This window comes from Paenibacillus sp. FSL R5-0623 (genome assembly GCF_037974265.1).
Lineage (GTDB): Bacteria > Bacillota > Bacilli > Paenibacillales > Paenibacillaceae > Paenibacillus.
Genome location: NZ_CP150233.1, coordinates 5868895 through 5888413, shown reverse-complemented (window position 1 = coordinate 5888413; position 19519 = coordinate 5868895). Strand labels below are relative to the sequence as shown.

At 47.8% G+C, this 19519-nt stretch carries 17 protein-coding genes; 13 read left to right on the top strand and 4 right to left on the bottom strand.

What is annotated here, in order from left to right; translation table 11 throughout:
- Positions 1-24: 24 nt before the first annotated feature.
- From kduD to MKY92_RS25935, 3 genes are all read left to right on the top strand, one after another.
- A complete protein-coding gene (gene kduD / locus MKY92_RS25945) occupies positions 25-777 on the top strand; it encodes a 2-dehydro-3-deoxy-D-gluconate 5-dehydrogenase KduD (RefSeq protein WP_339298148.1) in 753 nt (250 codons plus the stop codon).
- Between the two features lie 37 nt (positions 778-814).
- Complete coding sequence (locus tag MKY92_RS25940; protein ID WP_339298147.1) at positions 815-1660, top strand: sugar phosphate isomerase/epimerase; 846 nt, start codon at positions 815-817, stop codon at positions 1658-1660.
- Positions 1661-1898: 238 nt separating this feature from the next.
- Positions 1899-3206, top strand: coding sequence for a homocysteine synthase (locus tag MKY92_RS25935; protein ID WP_036606925.1), 1308 nt, complete (start codon positions 1899-1901; stop codon positions 3204-3206).
- 184 nt (positions 3207-3390) lie between these two features.
- Here MKY92_RS25935 and MKY92_RS25930 read toward each other — a convergent pair whose 3' ends face one another.
- A complete protein-coding gene (locus MKY92_RS25930) occupies positions 3391-3543 on the bottom strand; it encodes a hypothetical protein (protein WP_339298146.1) in 153 nt (50 codons plus the stop codon).
- Positions 3544-3728: 185 nt separating this feature from the next.
- On the opposite strand from MKY92_RS25930, the gene MKY92_RS25925 reads away from it, so the two are divergent.
- Together MKY92_RS25925 and MKY92_RS25920 are read left to right on the top strand one after the other, a co-directional pair.
- Positions 3729-5639: a heavy metal translocating P-type ATPase gene (locus MKY92_RS25925; RefSeq protein ID WP_339298145.1), complete on the top strand. Its 1911-nt coding sequence runs from the start codon at positions 3729-3731 to the stop codon at positions 5637-5639.
- 132 nt (positions 5640-5771) lie between these two features.
- Positions 5772-6581: an alpha/beta hydrolase gene (locus tag MKY92_RS25920; RefSeq protein ID WP_339298144.1), complete on the top strand. Its 810-nt coding sequence runs from the start codon at positions 5772-5774 to the stop codon at positions 6579-6581.
- 123 nt (positions 6582-6704) lie between these two features.
- Here MKY92_RS25920 and MKY92_RS25915 read toward each other — a convergent pair whose 3' ends face one another.
- Positions 6705-7436, bottom strand: a complete 732-nt coding sequence (locus MKY92_RS25915) for a ZIP family metal transporter (protein WP_339298143.1) — start codon at positions 7434-7436, stop codon at positions 6705-6707.
- 256 nt (positions 7437-7692) lie between these two features.
- Between MKY92_RS25915 and trxB the strand changes: the two genes are divergently transcribed.
- Together trxB and MKY92_RS25905 are read left to right on the top strand one after the other, a co-directional pair.
- Complete coding sequence (gene trxB, locus MKY92_RS25910; protein ID WP_036668032.1) at positions 7693-8634, top strand: thioredoxin-disulfide reductase; 942 nt, start codon at positions 7693-7695, stop codon at positions 8632-8634.
- A gap of 62 nt (positions 8635-8696) precedes the next feature.
- A complete protein-coding gene (locus MKY92_RS25905) occupies positions 8697-8927 on the top strand; it encodes a glutaredoxin family protein (protein ID WP_076212704.1) in 231 nt (76 codons plus the stop codon).
- A gap of 139 nt (positions 8928-9066) precedes the next feature.
- On the opposite strand, the gene MKY92_RS25900 is transcribed toward MKY92_RS25905, so the two are convergent.
- Entirely contained in the window at positions 9067-9264 is a 198-nt protein-coding gene (locus tag MKY92_RS25900; RefSeq protein ID WP_017692236.1) for a hypothetical protein, read from the bottom strand.
- A gap of 146 nt (positions 9265-9410) precedes the next feature.
- Positions 9411-10577 carry an ROK family protein gene (locus tag MKY92_RS25895; RefSeq protein ID WP_339298142.1) on the bottom strand — a complete coding sequence of 389 codons (1167 nt, stop codon included), beginning with the start codon at positions 10575-10577 and terminating at the stop codon, positions 9411-9413.
- A 198-nt stretch (positions 10578-10775) separates the two neighbouring features.
- Here MKY92_RS25895 and xylA point away from each other — a divergent pair, with 198 nt between their 5' ends.
- The 6 genes from xylA to MKY92_RS25865 all read left to right on the top strand — a co-directional run bounded on the left by xylA (position 10776) and on the right by MKY92_RS25865 (position 19341).
- Positions 10776-12092, top strand: coding sequence for a xylose isomerase (gene xylA, locus MKY92_RS25890; RefSeq protein WP_036606941.1), 1317 nt, complete (start codon positions 10776-10778; stop codon positions 12090-12092).
- A 692-nt stretch (positions 12093-12784) separates the two neighbouring features.
- Positions 12785-14278 carry a xylulokinase gene (gene xylB, locus MKY92_RS25885; protein ID WP_339298141.1) on the top strand — a complete coding sequence of 498 codons (1494 nt, stop codon included), beginning with the start codon at positions 12785-12787 and terminating at the stop codon, positions 14276-14278.
- Positions 14279-14499: 221 nt separating this feature from the next.
- On the top strand, positions 14500-15216 hold the full coding sequence (locus MKY92_RS25880; RefSeq protein ID WP_339298140.1) for a glycosyltransferase family 2 protein: 717 nt from the start codon (positions 14500-14502) through the stop codon (positions 15214-15216).
- A gap of 11 nt (positions 15217-15227) precedes the next feature.
- Positions 15228-17369, top strand: coding sequence for a glycosyltransferase (locus MKY92_RS25875; protein WP_339298139.1), 2142 nt, complete (start codon positions 15228-15230; stop codon positions 17367-17369).
- A 249-nt stretch (positions 17370-17618) separates the two neighbouring features.
- The gene (locus tag MKY92_RS25870; protein ID WP_339301910.1) at positions 17619-18245 is read left to right on the top strand and encodes a bifunctional 4-hydroxy-2-oxoglutarate aldolase/2-dehydro-3-deoxy-phosphogluconate aldolase; all 627 of its coding nucleotides are present in this window, start codon (positions 17619-17621) and stop codon (positions 18243-18245) included.
- A 169-nt stretch (positions 18246-18414) separates the two neighbouring features.
- The gene (locus MKY92_RS25865) at positions 18415-19341 is read left to right on the top strand and encodes an alpha/beta fold hydrolase (RefSeq protein WP_339298138.1); all 927 of its coding nucleotides are present in this window, start codon (positions 18415-18417) and stop codon (positions 19339-19341) included.
- Positions 19342-19519 lie beyond the last annotated feature (178 nt).

Sequence of the window (19519 nt, the reverse complement as noted above, 5' to 3'; positions counted from 1 at the left end):
CAAAACCATGCGGAGGAATCATTCATGAACCCATTTGATTTAAGCGGACAAGTTGCACTGGTAACAGGTACCTCGGGAGGACTTGGACAAGGGATGGCCATTGGTTTGGCAGAAGCAGGTGCTGATGTGGTGCTGATCTCTTATTCCAAGCCTGCGGCAACGGCAAGTGCCATTGAAGCACTCGGACGCAAAGCTTATGTGATTGAAGCGGATTTAAGTCGTGAAGATGAGTTGTCGGCAGTGTTCGAACAGGCGCTTGCGTTCCAGGGCAGAATTGACATTCTCGTCAACAATGCCGGAATCATTCGTCGCACACCTGCGGTTGATCATGCAGGGCAGGACTGGCATGATGTAATTGGTCTGAACCTGAACACTGTATTTTTCCTAAGCCAATTGGCAGGTAGGCATATGATTGAACGCGGAAGTGGCAAAATCATTAATATTGCATCCATGTTGTCCTATCAAGGTGGGATCAATGTGCCAGGGTATACAGCCAGTAAACATGGCGTTGCCGGTTTAACCAAAGCACTCGCCAATGAATGGGCAGGGAAGGGAATCCAGATTAACGGTATCGCACCTGGTTATATGGAAACTGATAATACTACCCAGATCCGTGCGGACGAGAATCGGTACCGGGATATTACAGCCCGTATTCCTGCTGGGCGTTGGGGAACACCTGAAGATCTGAAAGGCCCGGTTGTCTTTCTGGCATCTGCCGCTTCGGATTATCTGAATGGTCATGTGCTGAATGTCGATGGCGGCTGGATGGCACGTTAATCACTTGATAATCGGATTAGCATAAGGAGGCAGTGAGATGAAACTTGGTATTCTGGCACATACATTTGGCAAACAGCCTACAGCACAGCTTGCGCAGACGATTGCTGATAACGGATTTAATTCCGTACAGCTGGCGCTGGCCAAAGCATTATCAGATGTGGACTCATCGAATGGCAAGCTCAGCCCTGGACTGGCAAATGAGATTGGAGATCAATTTGCACAGCGCGGGGTGAAGATTGCGGTACTGGGCTGTTATATTAATCCGATTGACCCTGATCCGGTAACAAGGCGTGCGGACATTGATCGATTCAAGGAGCATCTGCGTTATGCCCGGGATTTTGGTTGCAGCATGGTAGCAACGGAGACCGGGAGCTTGGACACCTATCAGGATACACATCCGGATGGATATGAAGAGAAGGCGTGGAGTGTGCTGAAAGAAACGGTTGAGGAGTTGGCTGAGGAAGCGGAGAAATGGGGTGTGCATGCGGCGATTGAGCCTGTGTCCACACATACCCTTCATACCCATGAACATATGACACGTTTGTTTGAAGAGATTCCTTCATCGAATCTTGGGATGCTTTTCGACCCGTGTAATCTGATCAAACAACCACATGCAGCAGATCAAGGGGCTTTCTTGCGCGAGGTGATGGAATCGCTGTATCAGCGCATGATTGTAATCCATGCCAAAGATGTAGCCTTTGATGCACAGGGAGAGAAGTTTAATCCGGTACCTGGGGCAGGTATACTGGATTACCCGTTATTTTTTGAATTGCTAAAAACGTACAAGCCACATATTGATATTTCACTTGAAGGCGTAACTGCGGAGGAAGCTGTACCTGCGGCCAAACATTTGCGTGAAGTATGGAGTGCAGTTCGGGTCTAACCCAACCCAGGATGAGGTATTGCATACCGAAGCCAAAGTAGCTGAAAAACCTTTGCGAGGGCAAAGGTTTTTTTGGTACAGAAATCGATAAAGCACATATTTAATTTTTCTTATCGGAACAATCGGAAATAAGTCTTTTCAAATACGACATCTTGTGAGAGAATATGGAAAACATACGCCACCATGCGAAGACATCAGGAACTTCAAGAACGTATATATCGAGGGAGGATTCAGATTTATGTCAAACGAACGTGAGCTTTCATTTGAAACATTGGCAATTCATGCAGGCCAGGAGATTGATCCAACCACCAACGCACGAGCTGTACCCTTGTATCAGACAACATCCTATGGATTCAAGGACACCGAGCATGCAGCTAACTTGTTTGGTTTGAAAGAGTTTGGCAACATTTATACCCGTCTGATGAATCCAACAACCGACGTGTTTGAGCAGCGGATTGCGGCGTTGGAAGGCGGAGCTGGAGCGCTGGCTACAGCTTCTGGTCAGGCAGCCATTACGTTTTCACTCCTGAATATTGCTGGTGCAGGCGATGAGATCGTTTCTTCGGCAAGTTTGTATGGAGGTACATACAATCTGTTCTCGACGACTTTGCCGAAACTGGGTCTGGACGTGAAATTTGTGGATTCCAGTGATCCTGAGAATTTCAGAGCTGCGATTACTGAGAAAACCAAAGCATTGTATGCCGAAACGATCGGTAACCCAAAGGGGAATGTACTGGATATTGAAGCAGTGGCAGCTATCGCCCATGAACATGGAATTCCTTTGATCGTGGATAATACGTTCCCGAGTCCGTACCTGCTTCGTCCAATCGAACATGGCGCAGATATTGTCGTTCACTCTGCAACGAAATTTATTGGGGGTCATGGTACATCCATTGGTGGCGTTATCGTGGATAGCGGAAAATTTGACTGGAAAGCAAGTGGCAAGTTCCCGGGATTGACGGAGCCGGACTCCAGTTATAACGGTGTTGTATATACGGAAGCGGTTGGACCGATTGCTTATATTATCAAAGCTCGTGTACAACTTCTGCGTGACTTGGGTGCAACGATTTCTCCATTCAACTCCTGGTTGTTGCTGCAAGGACTTGAGACATTACATCTGCGCGTAGAGCGTCATAGTAGCAATGCCCTTGCGGTTGCGGAATTCCTTGAGAAACATGAGGATGTGTCTTGGGTAAGTTATGCAGGTTTGCCGAGCCATGGTTCTTATGAGCTTGCACAGAAGTATCTACCAAGAGGGCAGGGTGCTATTCTGACCTTTGGCATCAAAGGTGGTGCGGACGCAGGTCGTAAATTGATTGAAAGTGTCAAACTGTTCTCTCACCTTGCGAATGTTGGTGACTCCAAGTCTCTAATCATTCACCCGGCAAGCACAACTCATGCGCAGTTGACTGAAGATGAACAAACCGCAGCAGGGGTTAATCCGGAGTTGATTCGTCTGTCTGTGGGTACTGAGAACATTCAAGACATTATCTATGATCTGGAGCAAGCCATCAAAGCAAGTCAGGGAGCAAGTGTAGGCGCGTAAATGGCATTGGGTGGATGTGTAACAATCACTTAAGCGATCTGCCATAAACAGGTTATATGAATATCAATAGATGGTTAAAGCCGTTGTCCTCCGGGACAGCGGTTTTTTGTCTTTTTGAATACGGATTTATGAGTAACCATCGAAAAAAGGCCATTTACAAATGAGGACTGCGGGCATATACTGATTAAAAGTTGTATTGGGTAAAAATAATTGCATAAGCACAAAAATGATTATCATTCTCATTCGAGATTATTGCAAAATCATTCACAAAACCATGCTGCTGCGGGACTCCCGCAGCAGCATGTGTCATTTTTAGGGCATTAACAATGGCTCTCATTCTCAATACAACTTCATTTCTGGAAGCGGAACTGGAGCACATTCACTATCCGCAAAACTACCATCGAAAGGAACGTGATTCATATGCAAGCGATACATCAATCTTTACACAGACAGAAACAAGCAGAACAATGCTCATCCCAAACACCAGGCCCCAATCAGGGCAAGAAGCCTGATTTTCGAGCCATGATACAGAATAAAGAGATGCAATCAGCATTGGGCAGCGGGCTGTTGATGCTGATTGCCTGGGGAACTGCACCGTATTTCGGGACTTTGTCCATCATGCTCTACATTGTGGCGTATGCCGTTGGCGGTTGGACCAAAGCGAAGGAAGGCATCGAGACACTGGTCAAGGACCGTGATCTGGATGTAAACCTGCTGATGATTGCCGCATCCCTTGGGGCAGCAGCCATTGGTTACTGGAATGAAGGCGCGATGCTGATCTTTATTTTTGCACTCAGTGGTGCGTTGGAAAGTTATGCGACAGAGCGCAGTCATAAGGATATCTCATCGTTGCTCGCGCTGAAGCCGGAGACTGCACTGCGAATTGAGGATGGACAGATGAACCTTGTGGCTATTGATGATCTGCAGCCGGGTGATCTGCTGTTGGTCAAACCGGGAGAACTCATCCCAGCAGATGGTGTCGTGTACCGGGGGAGTTCTTTTATCAATCAGTCGTCCATCACCGGAGAATCCCTGCCTGTGGACAAAGTTGCGGGGGATGAAGTCTATGCAGGTACGGTAAACGGGCAGGGTGCCTTATACGTAGAGGTTACAAAATCGGCTGAAGGGTCACTGTTTGGCAAAATCATTAAAATGGTGGAAGAAGCGCAGGCAGAAGTGCCGGATTCCCAGCGTTTTATGGAGCGGTTTGAAGGAATTTACGCACGTATTGTTGTAGGGGTGACCTTACTTGTGATCGCAGGAACTCCACTGTTGCTTGGGTGGACATGGAATGAGGCATTTTATAAAGCGATGGTGTTTCTGGTTGTTGCTTCACCTTGTGCATTGGTGTCTTCGATCATGCCTGTCATGCTGTCCGCGATGTCCAGCAGTGCACGTCGTGGCATTCTCTTCAAAGGTGGTGCCCATATGGAGAATATGGCTCGCACGCGGGTCGTGGCTTTTGACAAAACAGGTACATTGACCATGGGCACCCCGCAAGTCACCGATATTATTACAGCTGAGAATGTAGATCGCGCCAAGTTGTTAGGTGCGGTAGCAGCCATTGAGAACCTCTCGATGCATCCTTTGGCTCGTGCCATCGTAGATCAGGCGAACAAGGAGAACATTACACTTCAGGAAGCGGAACACGTACAGGCTCTAACAGGCTGGGGCATCGAAGGAACTGTGAACGATGTGGTCTGGAGCATTGGCAAAACAGATATACTGGGATCAATGCAGTCAGAGAAGATGACAGGCAGCAACGTTGATCCAGATGAACATGATGTTAACCCTGTGAAGGTATCTTCTGAGTGGGGCGATGTATGCTCTCGTCTTGAAGGGGAGGGAAAAACCGTATCCGCTGTTATGGCTGATGGTGAATTAGTCGGGCTGATCGCGATGCGGGACACGGTACGGCCACAGGCAGCAGCTGCAGTGAAAAAGCTTGAAGCGATGGGCATAAAAGTTGCCATGTTAACAGGAGATCGAGCCAGATCAGCTTCTGTAATTGCGCGTGAAACTGGAGTAAGCATGGTCTATGCAGGTTTGCTGCCTGAAGATAAAGTGAAGCAGGTTCAGGCGCTCCGCAAACAGTATGGTCCTGTGTTAATGGTAGGGGATGGTGTCAATGATGCACCGGCACTTGCAGCAGCTACTGTGGGTATGGGGATGGGATTGTCTGGCAGCGGGACTGCACTGGAGGTCGCTGATGCAGTATTGATGAACGATAACATTGAAGAGATCGCTTGGGTGATTGGGCAGGCTCGTCGAGCTCAGCATACGGTGAAACAGAATATGTGTTTTGCCATCACCGTTATTCTGGCCTTAATTGCGGGTAACTTCCTCCAGGATGTCGCACTGCCTTTGGGTGTGGTAGGTCATGAGGGCAGTACAATTCTGGTTATTCTGAATGGGCTTAGGCTGCTGCGGTAATGAGATTTGAAGAGGAAAATGGCTAACTGGTTTCGCAGGTAGTATGCGGCTCATTGAACGCTTACGTTTGAACCTTGGGTCAGTGGGTAATGATTCGAAGAGACGATTCGAGGATAAAGGGAGCTGTGAAATATGGGACGTTATGTACAAGTTGAACCAAATGTAAAAGTATATGTTGAAGATATTGGCGAAGGCACCCCGGTTGTCTTTTTGCATGGCTGGCCTGTCAATTATAAAATGTTTGAATATCAGTTGAATGTACTGCCCAACCATGGCATTCGTGCCATCGCGATAGATTTTAGAGGATATGGCTTATCGGATAAACCTTCCACAGGATATGATTATGATCGCATGGCAGACGATGTTCGTGCCGTTATTGATGATCTGGAACTAACAGATGCGGTACTTGCAGGGTTCTCCATGGGTGGAGCGATCGCAGTACATTACATGGCTCGCCATAAGGGACATGGTGTCTCCAAGCTGGCCTTGTTATCTGCGGCAGCACCTGTGTTCACACAGCGTGAAGGTTATCCGTATGGATTGACTCCAGAGCAGCTGAACGAGCAGATCATTGAGCCGATCTTTGCAGATCGTCCGAAGTTACTGGAGACGTTTGGCGGCATGTTCTTCGCGAAGAAACACAGCCAGCCATTCATGGATTGGTTCCACGCGCTTGGCATGGAGGCTTCATCTTATGGTACCATTCGCAGTGCAATTGCGTTGCGGGATGAGGACTTGCGAGGTGACCTGAGTTCGATTCAGGTGCCAACAGCCATTTTGCACGGGAAAAAAGATGAGATCTGCCCGTTTGAGTTCGCCGAGAAGATGCACCAAGGCATCGCTTCGTCTCAACTGATTGCTTTTGAAGAGAGCGGTCATGGTGCATTCTATGATGAATTGGAAAAATTCAATTCGGAACTGATTCGTTTCATCCAATCCTGATCAGGAGAGGGCGCAATACCTCTGACAGACGATGCCAGTAATTTCATGGAATCTTCATTTGTGGCTAAACAAAGAACCCGGTCGACAGTCTTGGACTGTTCGCTCGGGTTCTTTAGTCTTCAATTAAAACAGTTCGGTCAGACCAATCATCGTGATGAGCCCGAGCAAAAAAGACATTGTCGCCACACGTGCATTACCATCGCCGTGACTCTCAGGGATAAGTTCCTTATAAACAATGAACATCATCGCACCGGCTGCAAAGGCCAGACCATAAGGGACAAGACCAGCTACGAGACTGCTCAAAGTGTAACCAATCATAGCTGTAATAATCTCTACCGCTCCGGTTAGGGTGGCAATACCCAGCGCTTTGAAGCGGCCAATGTTCTGATTTACTAAGAAAAGGGCCACCAGAAATCCTTCCGGCGCATTCTGCAATCCGATGGAAAAGGCAATGAGATTGCCCAGGTTCTCATCCGAGCTTGCATAGCTGACGCCAACGGATAACCCTTCCGGCAGGTTATGCATGGTGATGGCTGCAATAATCATGAAAGCTTTGGTTTCAATTTTAAAAGGCATTTTCTCGGGATTCTCCAGATCGACGTGTGGAATCTTCATTTCCAGCACCAGTAGAACCAGGCTACCAAGCAAAATACCAAATGCGAGTACAAAAAGATTTGATTGGCCAAGTGCTTCCGGAATGAGGTTATACACTGAAGCCGAGGTCATAATACCTGCAGCGTAGGCCAGCAAGATATCACGCAGACGGTGTGATATTTTGCGCATAAATAAAATCGGTACGGCCCCTAGGCCGGTAGACATGGCTGATATAAAACTGCCAATGAGTGCATCGTTCATGCTTCCATTTTCCCTCCTGATGAAGACTTCTTCATAATCGCTGCCGAGCATTGACACCGTACATAAAAGAGATCATAATGAACAACAGATTAGAATGATTATAAATTAGAATTCCGTTTCTGCATAGGACAATTCTCATTTCGCAGGCAGGACTTGTGGACATGATGTGGGCTTTTCGTTCTAGTGTATGCAAAAGCCTAAGCTTTTGATGCTCGAGGGCCTAACCTTTTTGCAGAACCCGGGGGAGGAACTATACATGTATAAATCAATTATTATTGGAACAGGCCCTGCAGGGCTGACAGCAGCAATCTATCTGGCACGTGCCAACTTGAACCCACTCGTTATTGAAGGACCACAACCTGGTGGCCAACTGACAACAACGACTGAAGTGGAGAACTTCCCAGGTTTCCCTGATGGGATTATGGGTCCTGAACTGATGGACAACATGCGTAAACAAGCTGAGCGCTTCGGTGCTGAATTCCGCACAGGCTGGGTGAACAACATCGACATGAGCGAGCGTCCATTCAAGATTCAAGTTGAAGGTATGGGTGAACTCGTATCGGAAACATTGATCCTGTCTACAGGCGCATCTGCTAAATACCTCGGTATTCCTGGCGAAGAAACAAATGTGGGCCGCGGTGTCAGCACATGTGCAACATGTGATGGATTCTTCTTCCGTAACAAAGAAATCATCGTTATCGGCGGTGGTGACTCTGCTCTGGAGGAAGCAAGCTTCCTGTCCCGTTTCGGTTCCAAAGTAACGCTGGTACACCGTCGTGAAGAACTGCGTGGCTCCAAAATCATGCAGGATCGTGCACGCAGCAACGAAAAAGTAGAAATGGCTCTGAACCGTACACCACTCGAAGTACTTGCTGGCGACAACGGCGTAACCGGACTGAAAGTGTTGAACAACGAAACAGGTGAAGAAGAAGTGATTCCGGCAAGCGGCGTATTCGTAGCGATCGGTCACACACCAAACACTGGTTTCCTTGGCGGACAGATCACGACGGACGAACATGGTTATATCCTGACTACACCAGGTACATCCGAGACAAACATCCCAGGCGTGTTCGCATGTGGTGACGTACAGGATACACGTTACAAACAAGCGATTACAGCTGCAGGTAGCGGATGTATGGCTGCCATGGACACAGAGAAATACATTGAAAGCTTGGAACACAGCGCCGTTGTTCTGTAATAGAATGAGCTGTTTTCAACCAAACTATAGATTAATATAAAACCATATGAGGTGAATTAAACATGGAAAACGTAATTGTATATACATCGACGAACTGCCCGAACTGCAAATCCGTAAAAACATTCCTGGCTGACAAAGGTATCTCTTATGAAGAGCGTAACATCGAAACTAGCGATGAATATGCACAACAAGTATGGGACATGGGCGTACGTGCCGTGCCATTGACTGTAATTGGTGAACACCGGATTCTGGGTATGAACAAAACTCAATTTGCCAAAGCATTGGACGCTTAAATCAGGCTGATTATCTGAATCGTCATGTGTTGAAAGAAATTTTCGATTCATATGTAATTCCGGTTTTCGCGAGCCGTTAGGATATAGAAAGAACCGTACCCGGAAGGGTACGGTTTTTTGTGCAAACGCAGAATATGATCTAGAAAAAAATACTCATGAAAGTCTGAAATACAACATACACCAGCAATCCTGACAGCATGTACATGAAACCAGCCTTCTTTTTGCTCTGGAACAATCGGAGTATGCCAAGGCTGAACAAAGGCGCAAGCACAATCAGGAACAGGAGTACGGTGACAAACATTTGCGCCGAGATATCTGAAGTATCCACGTAGGTCACGCTTTTTTCACTCCGTTTCGTTATCGGAATTAACACAGCTTGATTCACACAGCCATGACAAAAATCACATAACCCCATTATACATCTGGATTTCTTTAACAAAAAGGGAGGAAATGGGGCGAAATGATGTCAATTTTCATCTGTTATTAGACAGACACCCTGATTTTTCCTAAAAACTGGGATATCGCAGAGTAAGCGGCACCAACGCGGGTGGAACGGCTGCCTAGAGCTGCCCACTCAATCTGCAAACTGCGGCGGTGGTAAGGTAATGTACGTTCCTCGACAACTTGTTTTAACGCTGTTTCAATCCAGGGACCTGCTTCAGAGAGCGGACCGCCAATGATAATACGTTCCGGGTTGAAACTGTTAACAATATTGGTAATGCCAATCCCCAGTTTGCGCCCAATCGTGTTGTATAATTCCTGAACAGCCTCGTGGCCTTGCTCGGCATAATGAATAAGCTCGCGTGTAGTATGGGCAGGTAATTTTAGCTGATGATTCGGGTGCTCGTAGGCTTTTTCCGATGCGTATAACTCCCAGCAACCACGATTACCACAGGAGCAGGGCAGACCTTCAGCTTCAATGGACATATGGCCTGTTTCCCCTGCGTAGCCCCACGCGCCTTTGTATAATTCACCATCTACCATGATGCCTGAACCAATCCCCATGCCTGCACTGATGTAGATCATGTGACGGACACCGATACCTGCCCCAAAATTCAGCTCTCCATGGGCACCCGCATTGGCTTCATTATCGATCGTTACAGGCAGTTCAAATTCTTCTTCAAGCATCGAGCGCAGAGCTACCTTCTCCCACCCCAAGTTGGGTGCAAACAGGATCGTTCCTGCCTCATCCACCATGCCGGGCACCCCGATGCCAATACCAATGACTCCATGAGGGGAAGCAGGAGCTTCTTCAATGAGCTGCTTTGCTGCCAATTTCAATTGCTCCAGTACAGAGGACACATCATGATGTTCCAAGGTCACTGCGTACTCTGTAATGATATGTCCTTCCAGATCTGTAAGCACGCCTTTCAAATGAGTCACACTGAGTTCCAAACCGACTGCATAGCCTGATGTCCCTCGAAACAGCAGCATGAGTGGTTTACGTCCGCCGCTGGATTCACCAGGGCCAATCTCCTGCACCAGGTCATCACTGATCAGATCAGCAACCAGATTGGATACCGTTGCTTTGTTCAGCCCCGTAACCTCGGACACGCGTGCGCGAGAAAGAGGGGCATGGCGCCGGATCGTATCCAGAACGATCGACTTGTTTATTTTTTTGACCAGCATCTGGTCTCCGGTAATTTTCATATGGTTAAGGCACTCCTATTCTTCTGATAAAAGGGTTCTGACCCACATCCGAAACAAGTTATTCGACTATTATAGCGTAAACAAACATGTAAAAAACAATTTTATTTTACTTTGTTTAACCAATAGACAAAGTAAATTCGATGTGATAGGATAACGGTGTAAACGATTTCTTAAAACTATTGAGGAGGCATTTTACACATGGCCTATTTTGAATCCGTTAATAAAATTGCATTTGAAGGTAAAGATTCCAAGAATCCTTTTGCTTTTAAACATTATAATCCGGAAGAAGTGGTAGCCGGCAAATCGATGGAGGAACATTTCCGTTTCGGCATGGCTTACTGGCATACATTAACTGCAGGCGGCAGTGACCCGTTCGGTGCGGAGACAGCTGTTCGTTCGTGGGATAAATACTCGGGTCTGGACCTCGCGAAAGTACGCGTGGAAGCGGCATTTGAATTTTTGGAAAAAATGAATCTCCCGTTCTTCTGTTTCCACGATGTGGACATCGCACCAGAAGGCAACAACCTGCGCGAGTTCTACAGCAACATTGATACAATCGTTGATCTGATTGAAGATCATATGAAATCCAGCGGCAAAAAACTGCTCTGGAACACGGCAAACATGTTCTCGAACCCACGCTTCATGTTTGGTGCAGCTTCCACTTGTAACGCAGACGTGTATGCTCACGCTGCAGCACAGATCAAAAAAGGTCTGGAAGTGGGTAAACGTCTGGGCGCTGAAAACTATGTATTCTGGGGCGGTCGTGAAGGTTACGACACATTGCTGAACACAGACATGCAACTGGAGCAAGATAACATTGCTCGCATGTTCCACATGGCTGTAGACTATGCGAAGGAAATTGGCTTTGATGCACAATTCCTGATCGAGCCTAAACCAAAAGAGCCAACGAAACACCAATATGATTATGATGCAGCAACTTCCATTGCTTTCTTGCAAAAATACGGTTTGGACAAACACTTCAAACTCAACCTGGAAGCAAACCATGCTACACTGGCTGGTCATACATTTGATCACGAAATCCGTGTTGCTCGTACAAACGGCATGCTCGGTTCCCTTGATGCGAACCAAGGCGATATGTTGATCGGTTGGGATACGGACGAGTTCCCGGTTGATATGTACGATGCTACGTTGACAATGTATGAAGTATTGAAAAACGGCGGTATCGGACGTGGTGGTGTGAACTTTGACGCGAAAGTACGTCGTGGTTCCTTCGAAGCAGACGATCTGTTCCTGGCACACATCGCAGGTATGGACACGTATGCAAAAGGTCTGAAAGTAGCAGCGAAGTTGATTGAAGATCGCGTATTCGATGACTTCATCGAAAAACGTTACAGCAGCTTCAGCGAAGGTATTGGTGCAGATGTGGTTGCAGGTAAAGCAACACTGGCTTCCCTTGCTGAGTACGCGTTGAACAACGAAAGCCCACGCAAAAACCAATCCGGACGTCAGGAATTGCTGAGAGCACAACTTAACCAGTACATTCTGGCTGACTAATAGCGGATTAGGCAGGGTTGGTGTACGTCGACCACCGATGGTTACTCAACTCATATGTGTTGGACATTAGTATCCAAGCTTGCCTATGCACAAGATTAGCTTGTACCATGGAACGCCTGAACAAGCATGACATTCGGACCGTCCCCGACTTTCCCTTGGGAAGACGGGGACGGTTTTTTGATTAAACAAACAACGCTATTTTTTAGATTTTTGATATAAATGTTTCTTTAAGATGGTGCATGCAGAACGAAGTGAGCAGAAAGGACCCGAGGAAGCAAAGCGGTCGCATTTATCCCCGGATTTCACCCTTGCTAAAGGGATTAAAGGAAATCCGGGGGTAACGGCGATACGAGGGTTTTCTGATCACGGAGTGACCACATGAGCATCAAGGTTTCATTTATAACCAATGACGAATCAAGGTCATTGGATCAATCTTTCTGTTATAAGAACGAGTATATTTTACACGTTTCATATCCATGTGTGTCCAGTATCATGCATGCAAAACGGAGTGAGCAGAAAGGACCCGAGGAAGCAAAGCGGTCGCATTTATCCCCGGATTTCACCCTTGCTAAGGGGTATAAAGGAAATCTGGGGGTAACGGCGATCCAAGGGTTTTCTGATCACGGAGTGACTTTCATGCGTACTTGGATCTTTCGTGGATATAACCTGTGATAAACGAGAGGAGTTAACCTATGAGTTACGTAATCGGCGTCGATCTGGGAACCAGTGCGGTCAAAACCGTGTTGGTCAATCGTGAAGGTAAAGTGGCATTTGAAGCATCCGAGGCATACCCGTTGTACCAGCCCAAGGCCGGATACAGCGAACAAAATCCCGAAGATTGGGTAGAGCAGACCATTGTTTCCTTGCGCAAGTTGCTGGAAGTGTCTGGCGTGCAGCCTTCGGAAATCGAGGGATTGAGCTTCTCCGGTCAGATGCACGGACTGGTCATGGTGGATGCAGAAGGTAAACCGCTGCGAAATGCAATCTTGTGGAACGATACACGTACTACGGCGCAGTGCCGCCGGATCGAAAAAGTACTGGACGGCAAGCTGTTAAGTATTGCCCGGAACCGTGCACTGGAAGGCTTCACCTTGCCAAAAATTCTGTGGGTTCAGGAGAACGAGCCTGAATTGTTACAGCAAGCATCCTTGTTCCTGTTGCCAAAAGACTATGTGCGTTATCGCCTGACGGGTGATTATGCTATGGATTATTCCGATGCAGCGGGAACTTTGCTGCTGGACGTTGCAGGCAAGCAGTGGAGCAAAGAGATTGCAGAAGCATTCGAGCTACCAATCTCCCTATGTCCACGTCTTGTGGAATCGTTTGAGGAAGTGGGCACGTTGCTACCTGAGATTGCGGATCAAACGGGTCTGACGGCTGCGACGAAAGTATACGCAGGTGGTGCGGATAATGCTTGCGGTGCCATTGGCGCAGGTATTCTGAGTGAAGGACAGACGATGTGCAGCATCGGAACGTCCGGGGTTGTGCTTTCCTACGAAGAGCGTAAAGATCTCGATTTCGAAGGCAAAGTGCACTTTTTCAATCACGGGGAGAAAGATGCCTTCTATATTATGGGTGTAACACTTGCCGCAGGATATAGCCTGTCCTGGTTTAAGGATACGTTTGCAGCGGACAAATCGTTTGATGTGCTCTTGCAGGGCATTGATCAGGTTCCGGCGGGCAGCAACGGATTGTTGTTCACACCATATATCGTTGGGGAGCGTACACCTCATCCGGATGCGAATATCCGTGGTAGCTTCATGGGTATGGATGCAGGACATAAGCTGGAGCACTTTGGACGTGCGGTGATGGAGGGCATTACCTTCTCGCTGCGCGAGTCCATTGATATTCTGCGAGGTGCAGGCAAAACCGTCAATGAAGTCATCTCCATTGGTGGCGGTGCCAAGAACGAAGCTTGGTTGCAAATGCAGGCTGATGTCTTTAACGCCACGATTGTGAAGCTGGAGAGCGAACAAGGTCCTGCGATGGGTGCAGCAATGCTGGCTGCCTATGGTTCCGGCTGGTTCCCGACTATGCAAGAATGTGCAACAGCGTTTATTCGTCCAGCGAAGTCCTATGAGCCGAACCCGGAAACGGTTGCCGTCTATGATGGACTGTTTGCACTGTACCAGGAAGTCTATGGACAGACACGTAGTCTCAATGATCGTTTGGCTGAATACCGTTAATTCATTTATTTCACTACATTAATCTTGTGATTACACTTAAAAGCATCCGCGAAGGCGGGTGCTTCTTTGTCGTTCATCAAGATTAACCCCATGAAAGGTTTACTTGGCCTGCATATCCGCATTCCGGCCCTGCATAGATTGGAAATAGAGGATTGTGATTCGTCCAGGCATCGTGTGTCGGACATTTTAATAGGTAGAAGCTTGAGCATGGGGGTGAAGCTTTGGATGGACATGAGGAACATGGAAGACCACATATTACCTTGTCGATGATCGTTCGTAATGAAGAGAATCGTTATCTCAGGCAGGCACTGGAGAGACATCGTCCCTGGATTGATCGCGCAGTAATCATTGATGACGGAAGCACGGATGGAACGGTCGCGCTGTGCAGGGAACTTCTGGACGGTATTCCACTCGTATTAGTGGAGAACGCTGCTTCACGTTTTGCAGACGAGGTAAGCCTGAGAAAACAACAATGGGAAGAGACGGTGGCAACCGATCCGGAGTGGATTTTGAATCTGGATGCGGATGAGATTCTAACCAGTGACTTTGGGTTGGTACGGGATCTGCTGCTCAGTGGCAATGAAGATGCGATCTATTTCAGATTGTTTGATATGTGGAGTGAGACGCATTACCGGGAAGATGAGTTCTGGCAGGCGCATGCCTATTATCGGCCATTTCTGATTCGTTATCACCCGGGGATGAACTATGAATGGAAGGAGACCCCCCAGCATTGCGGTCGTTTTCCGTTAACGATCCAGCATTGGTCCTATGGATGTCATGCTCCCCGGGTGAAGCACTATGGTTGGGCGCGGGAAGAAGACCGCATCCGCAAATATGAACGCTATCAAGCACTGGACCCTGAAGCAAGATACGGTTGGAAGGAGCAGTATGAATCGATATTGGATCAAGAGCCACGACTGTTGGCATGGTTCGATTAAGGAGAGGGGGAGTGAGCACGTTGAAGAAAGACCCGTTACGCAAATCGCAAGAAGAATCCCAACCTCAAAAAGAGCTGAATTCACATGAGAAAGAGAATCAGAATGAGAAGCAACATGAGAGCGAAAATGAGAATCAGAAAGAGAGCCAGAATAATCATCGACCGTCCAGAGGTTCTACTAAATCACAAGAAACCCGCCAATCGGAAAATCTTGAAGCGCTTGAGCAAGAAAGAATACTGATCGCCAGCCCGGTTCGCCAGACAACTCCGGTGCTCCGTGAATTTCTGGATTCTCTGCATGCACTTGAACGAACAACAGTGAAGACGGATTATCTGTTTGTAGACGATAACGTGGAAGAAGCCGCATCGAATATATTAAGTGAATTTGTGCTTCAGCATGAAGGGACGGTTATTCAAGCAGATGAACATGGCAGCGGTAGTCCTGACAACAAAGGGGTGTACACCAAGGATGAGGGAGGACACTATTGGCAGGATGAGCAGATTTGGCGTGTAGCCGGTTTAAAAAATCGCATATTGCAATATGCACGCGACAACCACTACGATGCGGTTTTCCTGATTGATTCTGACTTGGTGCTGCATCCGCGGACGCTGGAGCAACTTGTATCGAGTGGGAAAGACATTGTATCCAATATCTTTTGGACCCGCTGGCAGCCGGATGCCAGGGAAATGCCACAGGTATGGCTGCAAGATGAGTATGCTTTGTATCGCCGCGGTGGCAAAACATTAGACGGAACCAAGGCGGAGGACGAGGGTACGCAAACGACTGCATTTCTGAATCAACTGCGGATCCCGGGTTGTTATGAAGTTGGAGGGCTAGGGGCTTGTACCCTTATTCGCAAAAATGTTCTGGCAGCAGGAGTTTCATATGACCAGATTCCCAATGTATCCTTCTGGGGCGAAGATCGTCATTTCTGCATTCGTGCTCAGGCAATGGGTTTTCGTTTGTTCGTCGATACTCATTTCCCTGCGTACCACATCTATCGATTGTCCGAACTGCCGGGGGTTTCCGCTTTTAACCGCAGGGCGAGACGAGGTGAGGAGACGATCAGTATTACCCTGTGTATGATTGTGAAAAATGAAGAAGCTTCCCTCGCCAGATGTCTGGACTCGGTCAACGGTATTACCGATGAGATTGTAATCGTGGATACCGGTTCGACGGATCGTACCCGTCAGATTGCTTCCAGATATACGGATCGTATCGTTGATTTTGAATGGGTGGATGACTTTGCAGCAGCACGCAACTATGCCTTCGATCAGGCAAAGAGTGAATATATTCTTTGGCTGGATGCCGACGATGTGTTCGAACCGGAAGATCGGACGAAAATGATCGCCTTGAAACGTTCGCTGGACCCGGATGTTGATAGTGTCACGATGGATTACAACCTGTCATTCACAGCAGATGGCAAGGTAGCCTACAGCCTGCGCCGGAATCGTCTGGTCCGTCGGGATCGGCAATTTCGCTGGATTGGTGCGGTGCATGAATATCTGGCTGTAGCGGGCAATCTGCTTCATAGTGATATCGCGGTTACCCACAAGAAAGATAAGGAGTATACCGATCGGAATCTGCGAATCTATCGCAAAAGGGAACAGGCCGGAGAGGAATTCGGGCCGCGTGACTTGTACTATTTCGGTAATGAACTGAAGGACCACGGACAACATGAGGATGCGGTAAATTACTATGAGAAGTTTTTGGATACCGGACTGGGCTGGGTGGAAGATCAGATTGCTGCTTGCCAGAAAATTGCGGATTGTGAAGCTGCACTTGAACGTCCCGAGCAGGAAGTCACGGCGTTGTTCCGATCATTTGCCTATGATTTGCCAAGAGCCGAGATTTGCTGTCGATTGGGTGGTTATTTTGCCGACCGTGAAGATTATCGCAAGGCCCTGTTCTGGTACGAACAGGCGACTTGTGCTGTACGTCCTGATGATCCTATGGTAGTGCTGAATGAAGCAGCCTGGACCTGGATGCCGCATCTGCAACTATGTGTGTGTTATGACCGGATGGGGAACCGCGCCAAGGCCCGGGAACATAATGATATCGCACTTGCCTATCATCCAACACATCCGAGCATGTTATATAACGATCGATACTTTAAAGATTTGGAGAAGGATAACGTATTGGAAAACGCTTAGTATTTTCAGTCGAAATGCAGCCTCTTTCGTGGAATTGAATGGGTGAATCAGCCCATGTTCCATGGAGAGGTTTTTTGCATTGTGATAAAAGTACATCATAGAGTTGGTGACAGACGCATTCACATTGAAAAATGGATTAATGTATTTCATCTAGGAGAGGATATGCTTTACAATAATGAATAACGGAAAAGCGGTAAACATGATTATATGTCTTCGGCTGACGAATTGATGAAGCAAGGGGAACTGGATATGAATCTGACAGAAGTTCTATTGGAGTCGAGGCTGGTCGCGATTGTACGCGGTATAAGCCGTGAAGCGGCAGTAACAGCTGGACAAGGTATGACAGGTGGTGGAATCCGACTGATGGAAGTCACACTGAACACACCTGGAGCACATGATATTATTGCAGACTGGCGTGGGCGGCATGAAGGAAAGGCTTTTGTTGGAGCGGGTACGGTACTGAATGTGCAGATGGCGAAGGAAGCAGTTGCTGCAGGAGCACAATTTCTGGTGTCTCCCAATGTCGATCTGTCTGTGATTGAATATGCTGTAGAACATGGTGTCGAGATCTGGCCTGGAGCCATGACACCTACGGAGATTGTCGCTGCCCATGAAGCGGGAGCACGAGTTGTAAAGCTGTTTCCGATGGCGAGTCTGGGCATACCGTATCTGCGGGAGATCAAAGCTCCACTGAATCATATACCACTGCTGGCAACAGGTGGTGCCACACTGGAGAATATTGCTGATTATTATGCAGCAGGCGCTGCTGCAGTGGGTCTGGGAAGTGCACTTTTACCACGAGAAGCTCTTGTAGCAGGAGATCATGAGCAGCTTGCAGCATGTGCAAGAAGATTTGTGGAAGCAGCTAAAGCCTAAAATTTTAACGTCAGATGAAGGATATGTATATTTGGGTATATATATGATGGTTCCTTTAAATTAGTTGTTGGATCAATCTTTATCATAAAAACCCATGTCGTTTAACGTGCCGTTCACTCTATTGTTTTATGATGGATGTATGCCAGAATTCGGAGAGGAGAGATGCCCTGTGAAAGCTAAAACAATGATAGGCGGCATGCTCGCCGTGGCCGCAGTAACGGCAGGTGGATTATGGAAGGCAGCGGTAAAGAGCCAGACACCTAAGAAGATTCCAATCACACTAACACCCCCAATGCCATTTGAGGATGTGACCTTTGACAGTGGGGGTGGTCGCGTGCATGGCTGGTTCATACCGGCCAGAGCGGACATTCCGAAGCCATGGCCGCTCGTTATTATTGCCCATGGCTGGGGCTCCAATCGCTCCCGTGTTCTTCGTTATGCACGGCCGATCTGGGAAGCAGGATATGCCCTGTTTATGTATGATGTTCGCAGCCACGGGGCCAGTGATCCGGTTCGTGCTGCATCTGCCTATTTGTTCAGGGATGATTTGCTGGCGGCATTGCAGTATACGACCGCACGACCGGAGATCGATCCGGATGCCATCGGAGTACTTGGACATTCTTTGGGGGGACTGGGTACGATTCTTGCAGTGACGGAGGGGATTCCTGTATCAGCAGTGATTACGGACTCGATGCCTTCGCAATTTGAGGTAATCGTCAGTTCAGAGCTGAGACGCCGGCGTCTGCCCTTGTTTCCACTGGCCCAGTTAATTCCGAGAATCTGGTTCTGGCGGCTTGGTGAATCTCTGAAATCCTATCGTCAGCGTGAACCGGTGATGATGCTCAATGAACGGCGCAGGGGAGTGCAACTGCCAATGCTTATGGTGCACTCCAAGGGCGACAACTTTATTCCCCCGAGTGAGCTTGAATATTTTATGTCCAAAGCTGATCCACCTGTAGAACATCTATGGGTCAACAGCGGAGGACACAGTTGTTCCGAGGAAGACCCCGCCTTCTGGGATACCGTTATTCCATTCTTGCAAGTTCATGTCCAAGGTCGGTCAAAGTCGAACGATTCCACTATTGCGAGCAGTTAAACCAGGTAAAATCAGGCCTACATAAGAGTGCAGGCTAACAGAGAGAACGCCAACGTCGTTGGCGTTTTTTTGCTGTTATGAACAATATGCAGAAATTCACATTTGTAAAATTGCCCCGAAAATGAGCATTAAAAAGGAAGCTTATGGTATCATAGGATAGACTGGCAATATTCATGCG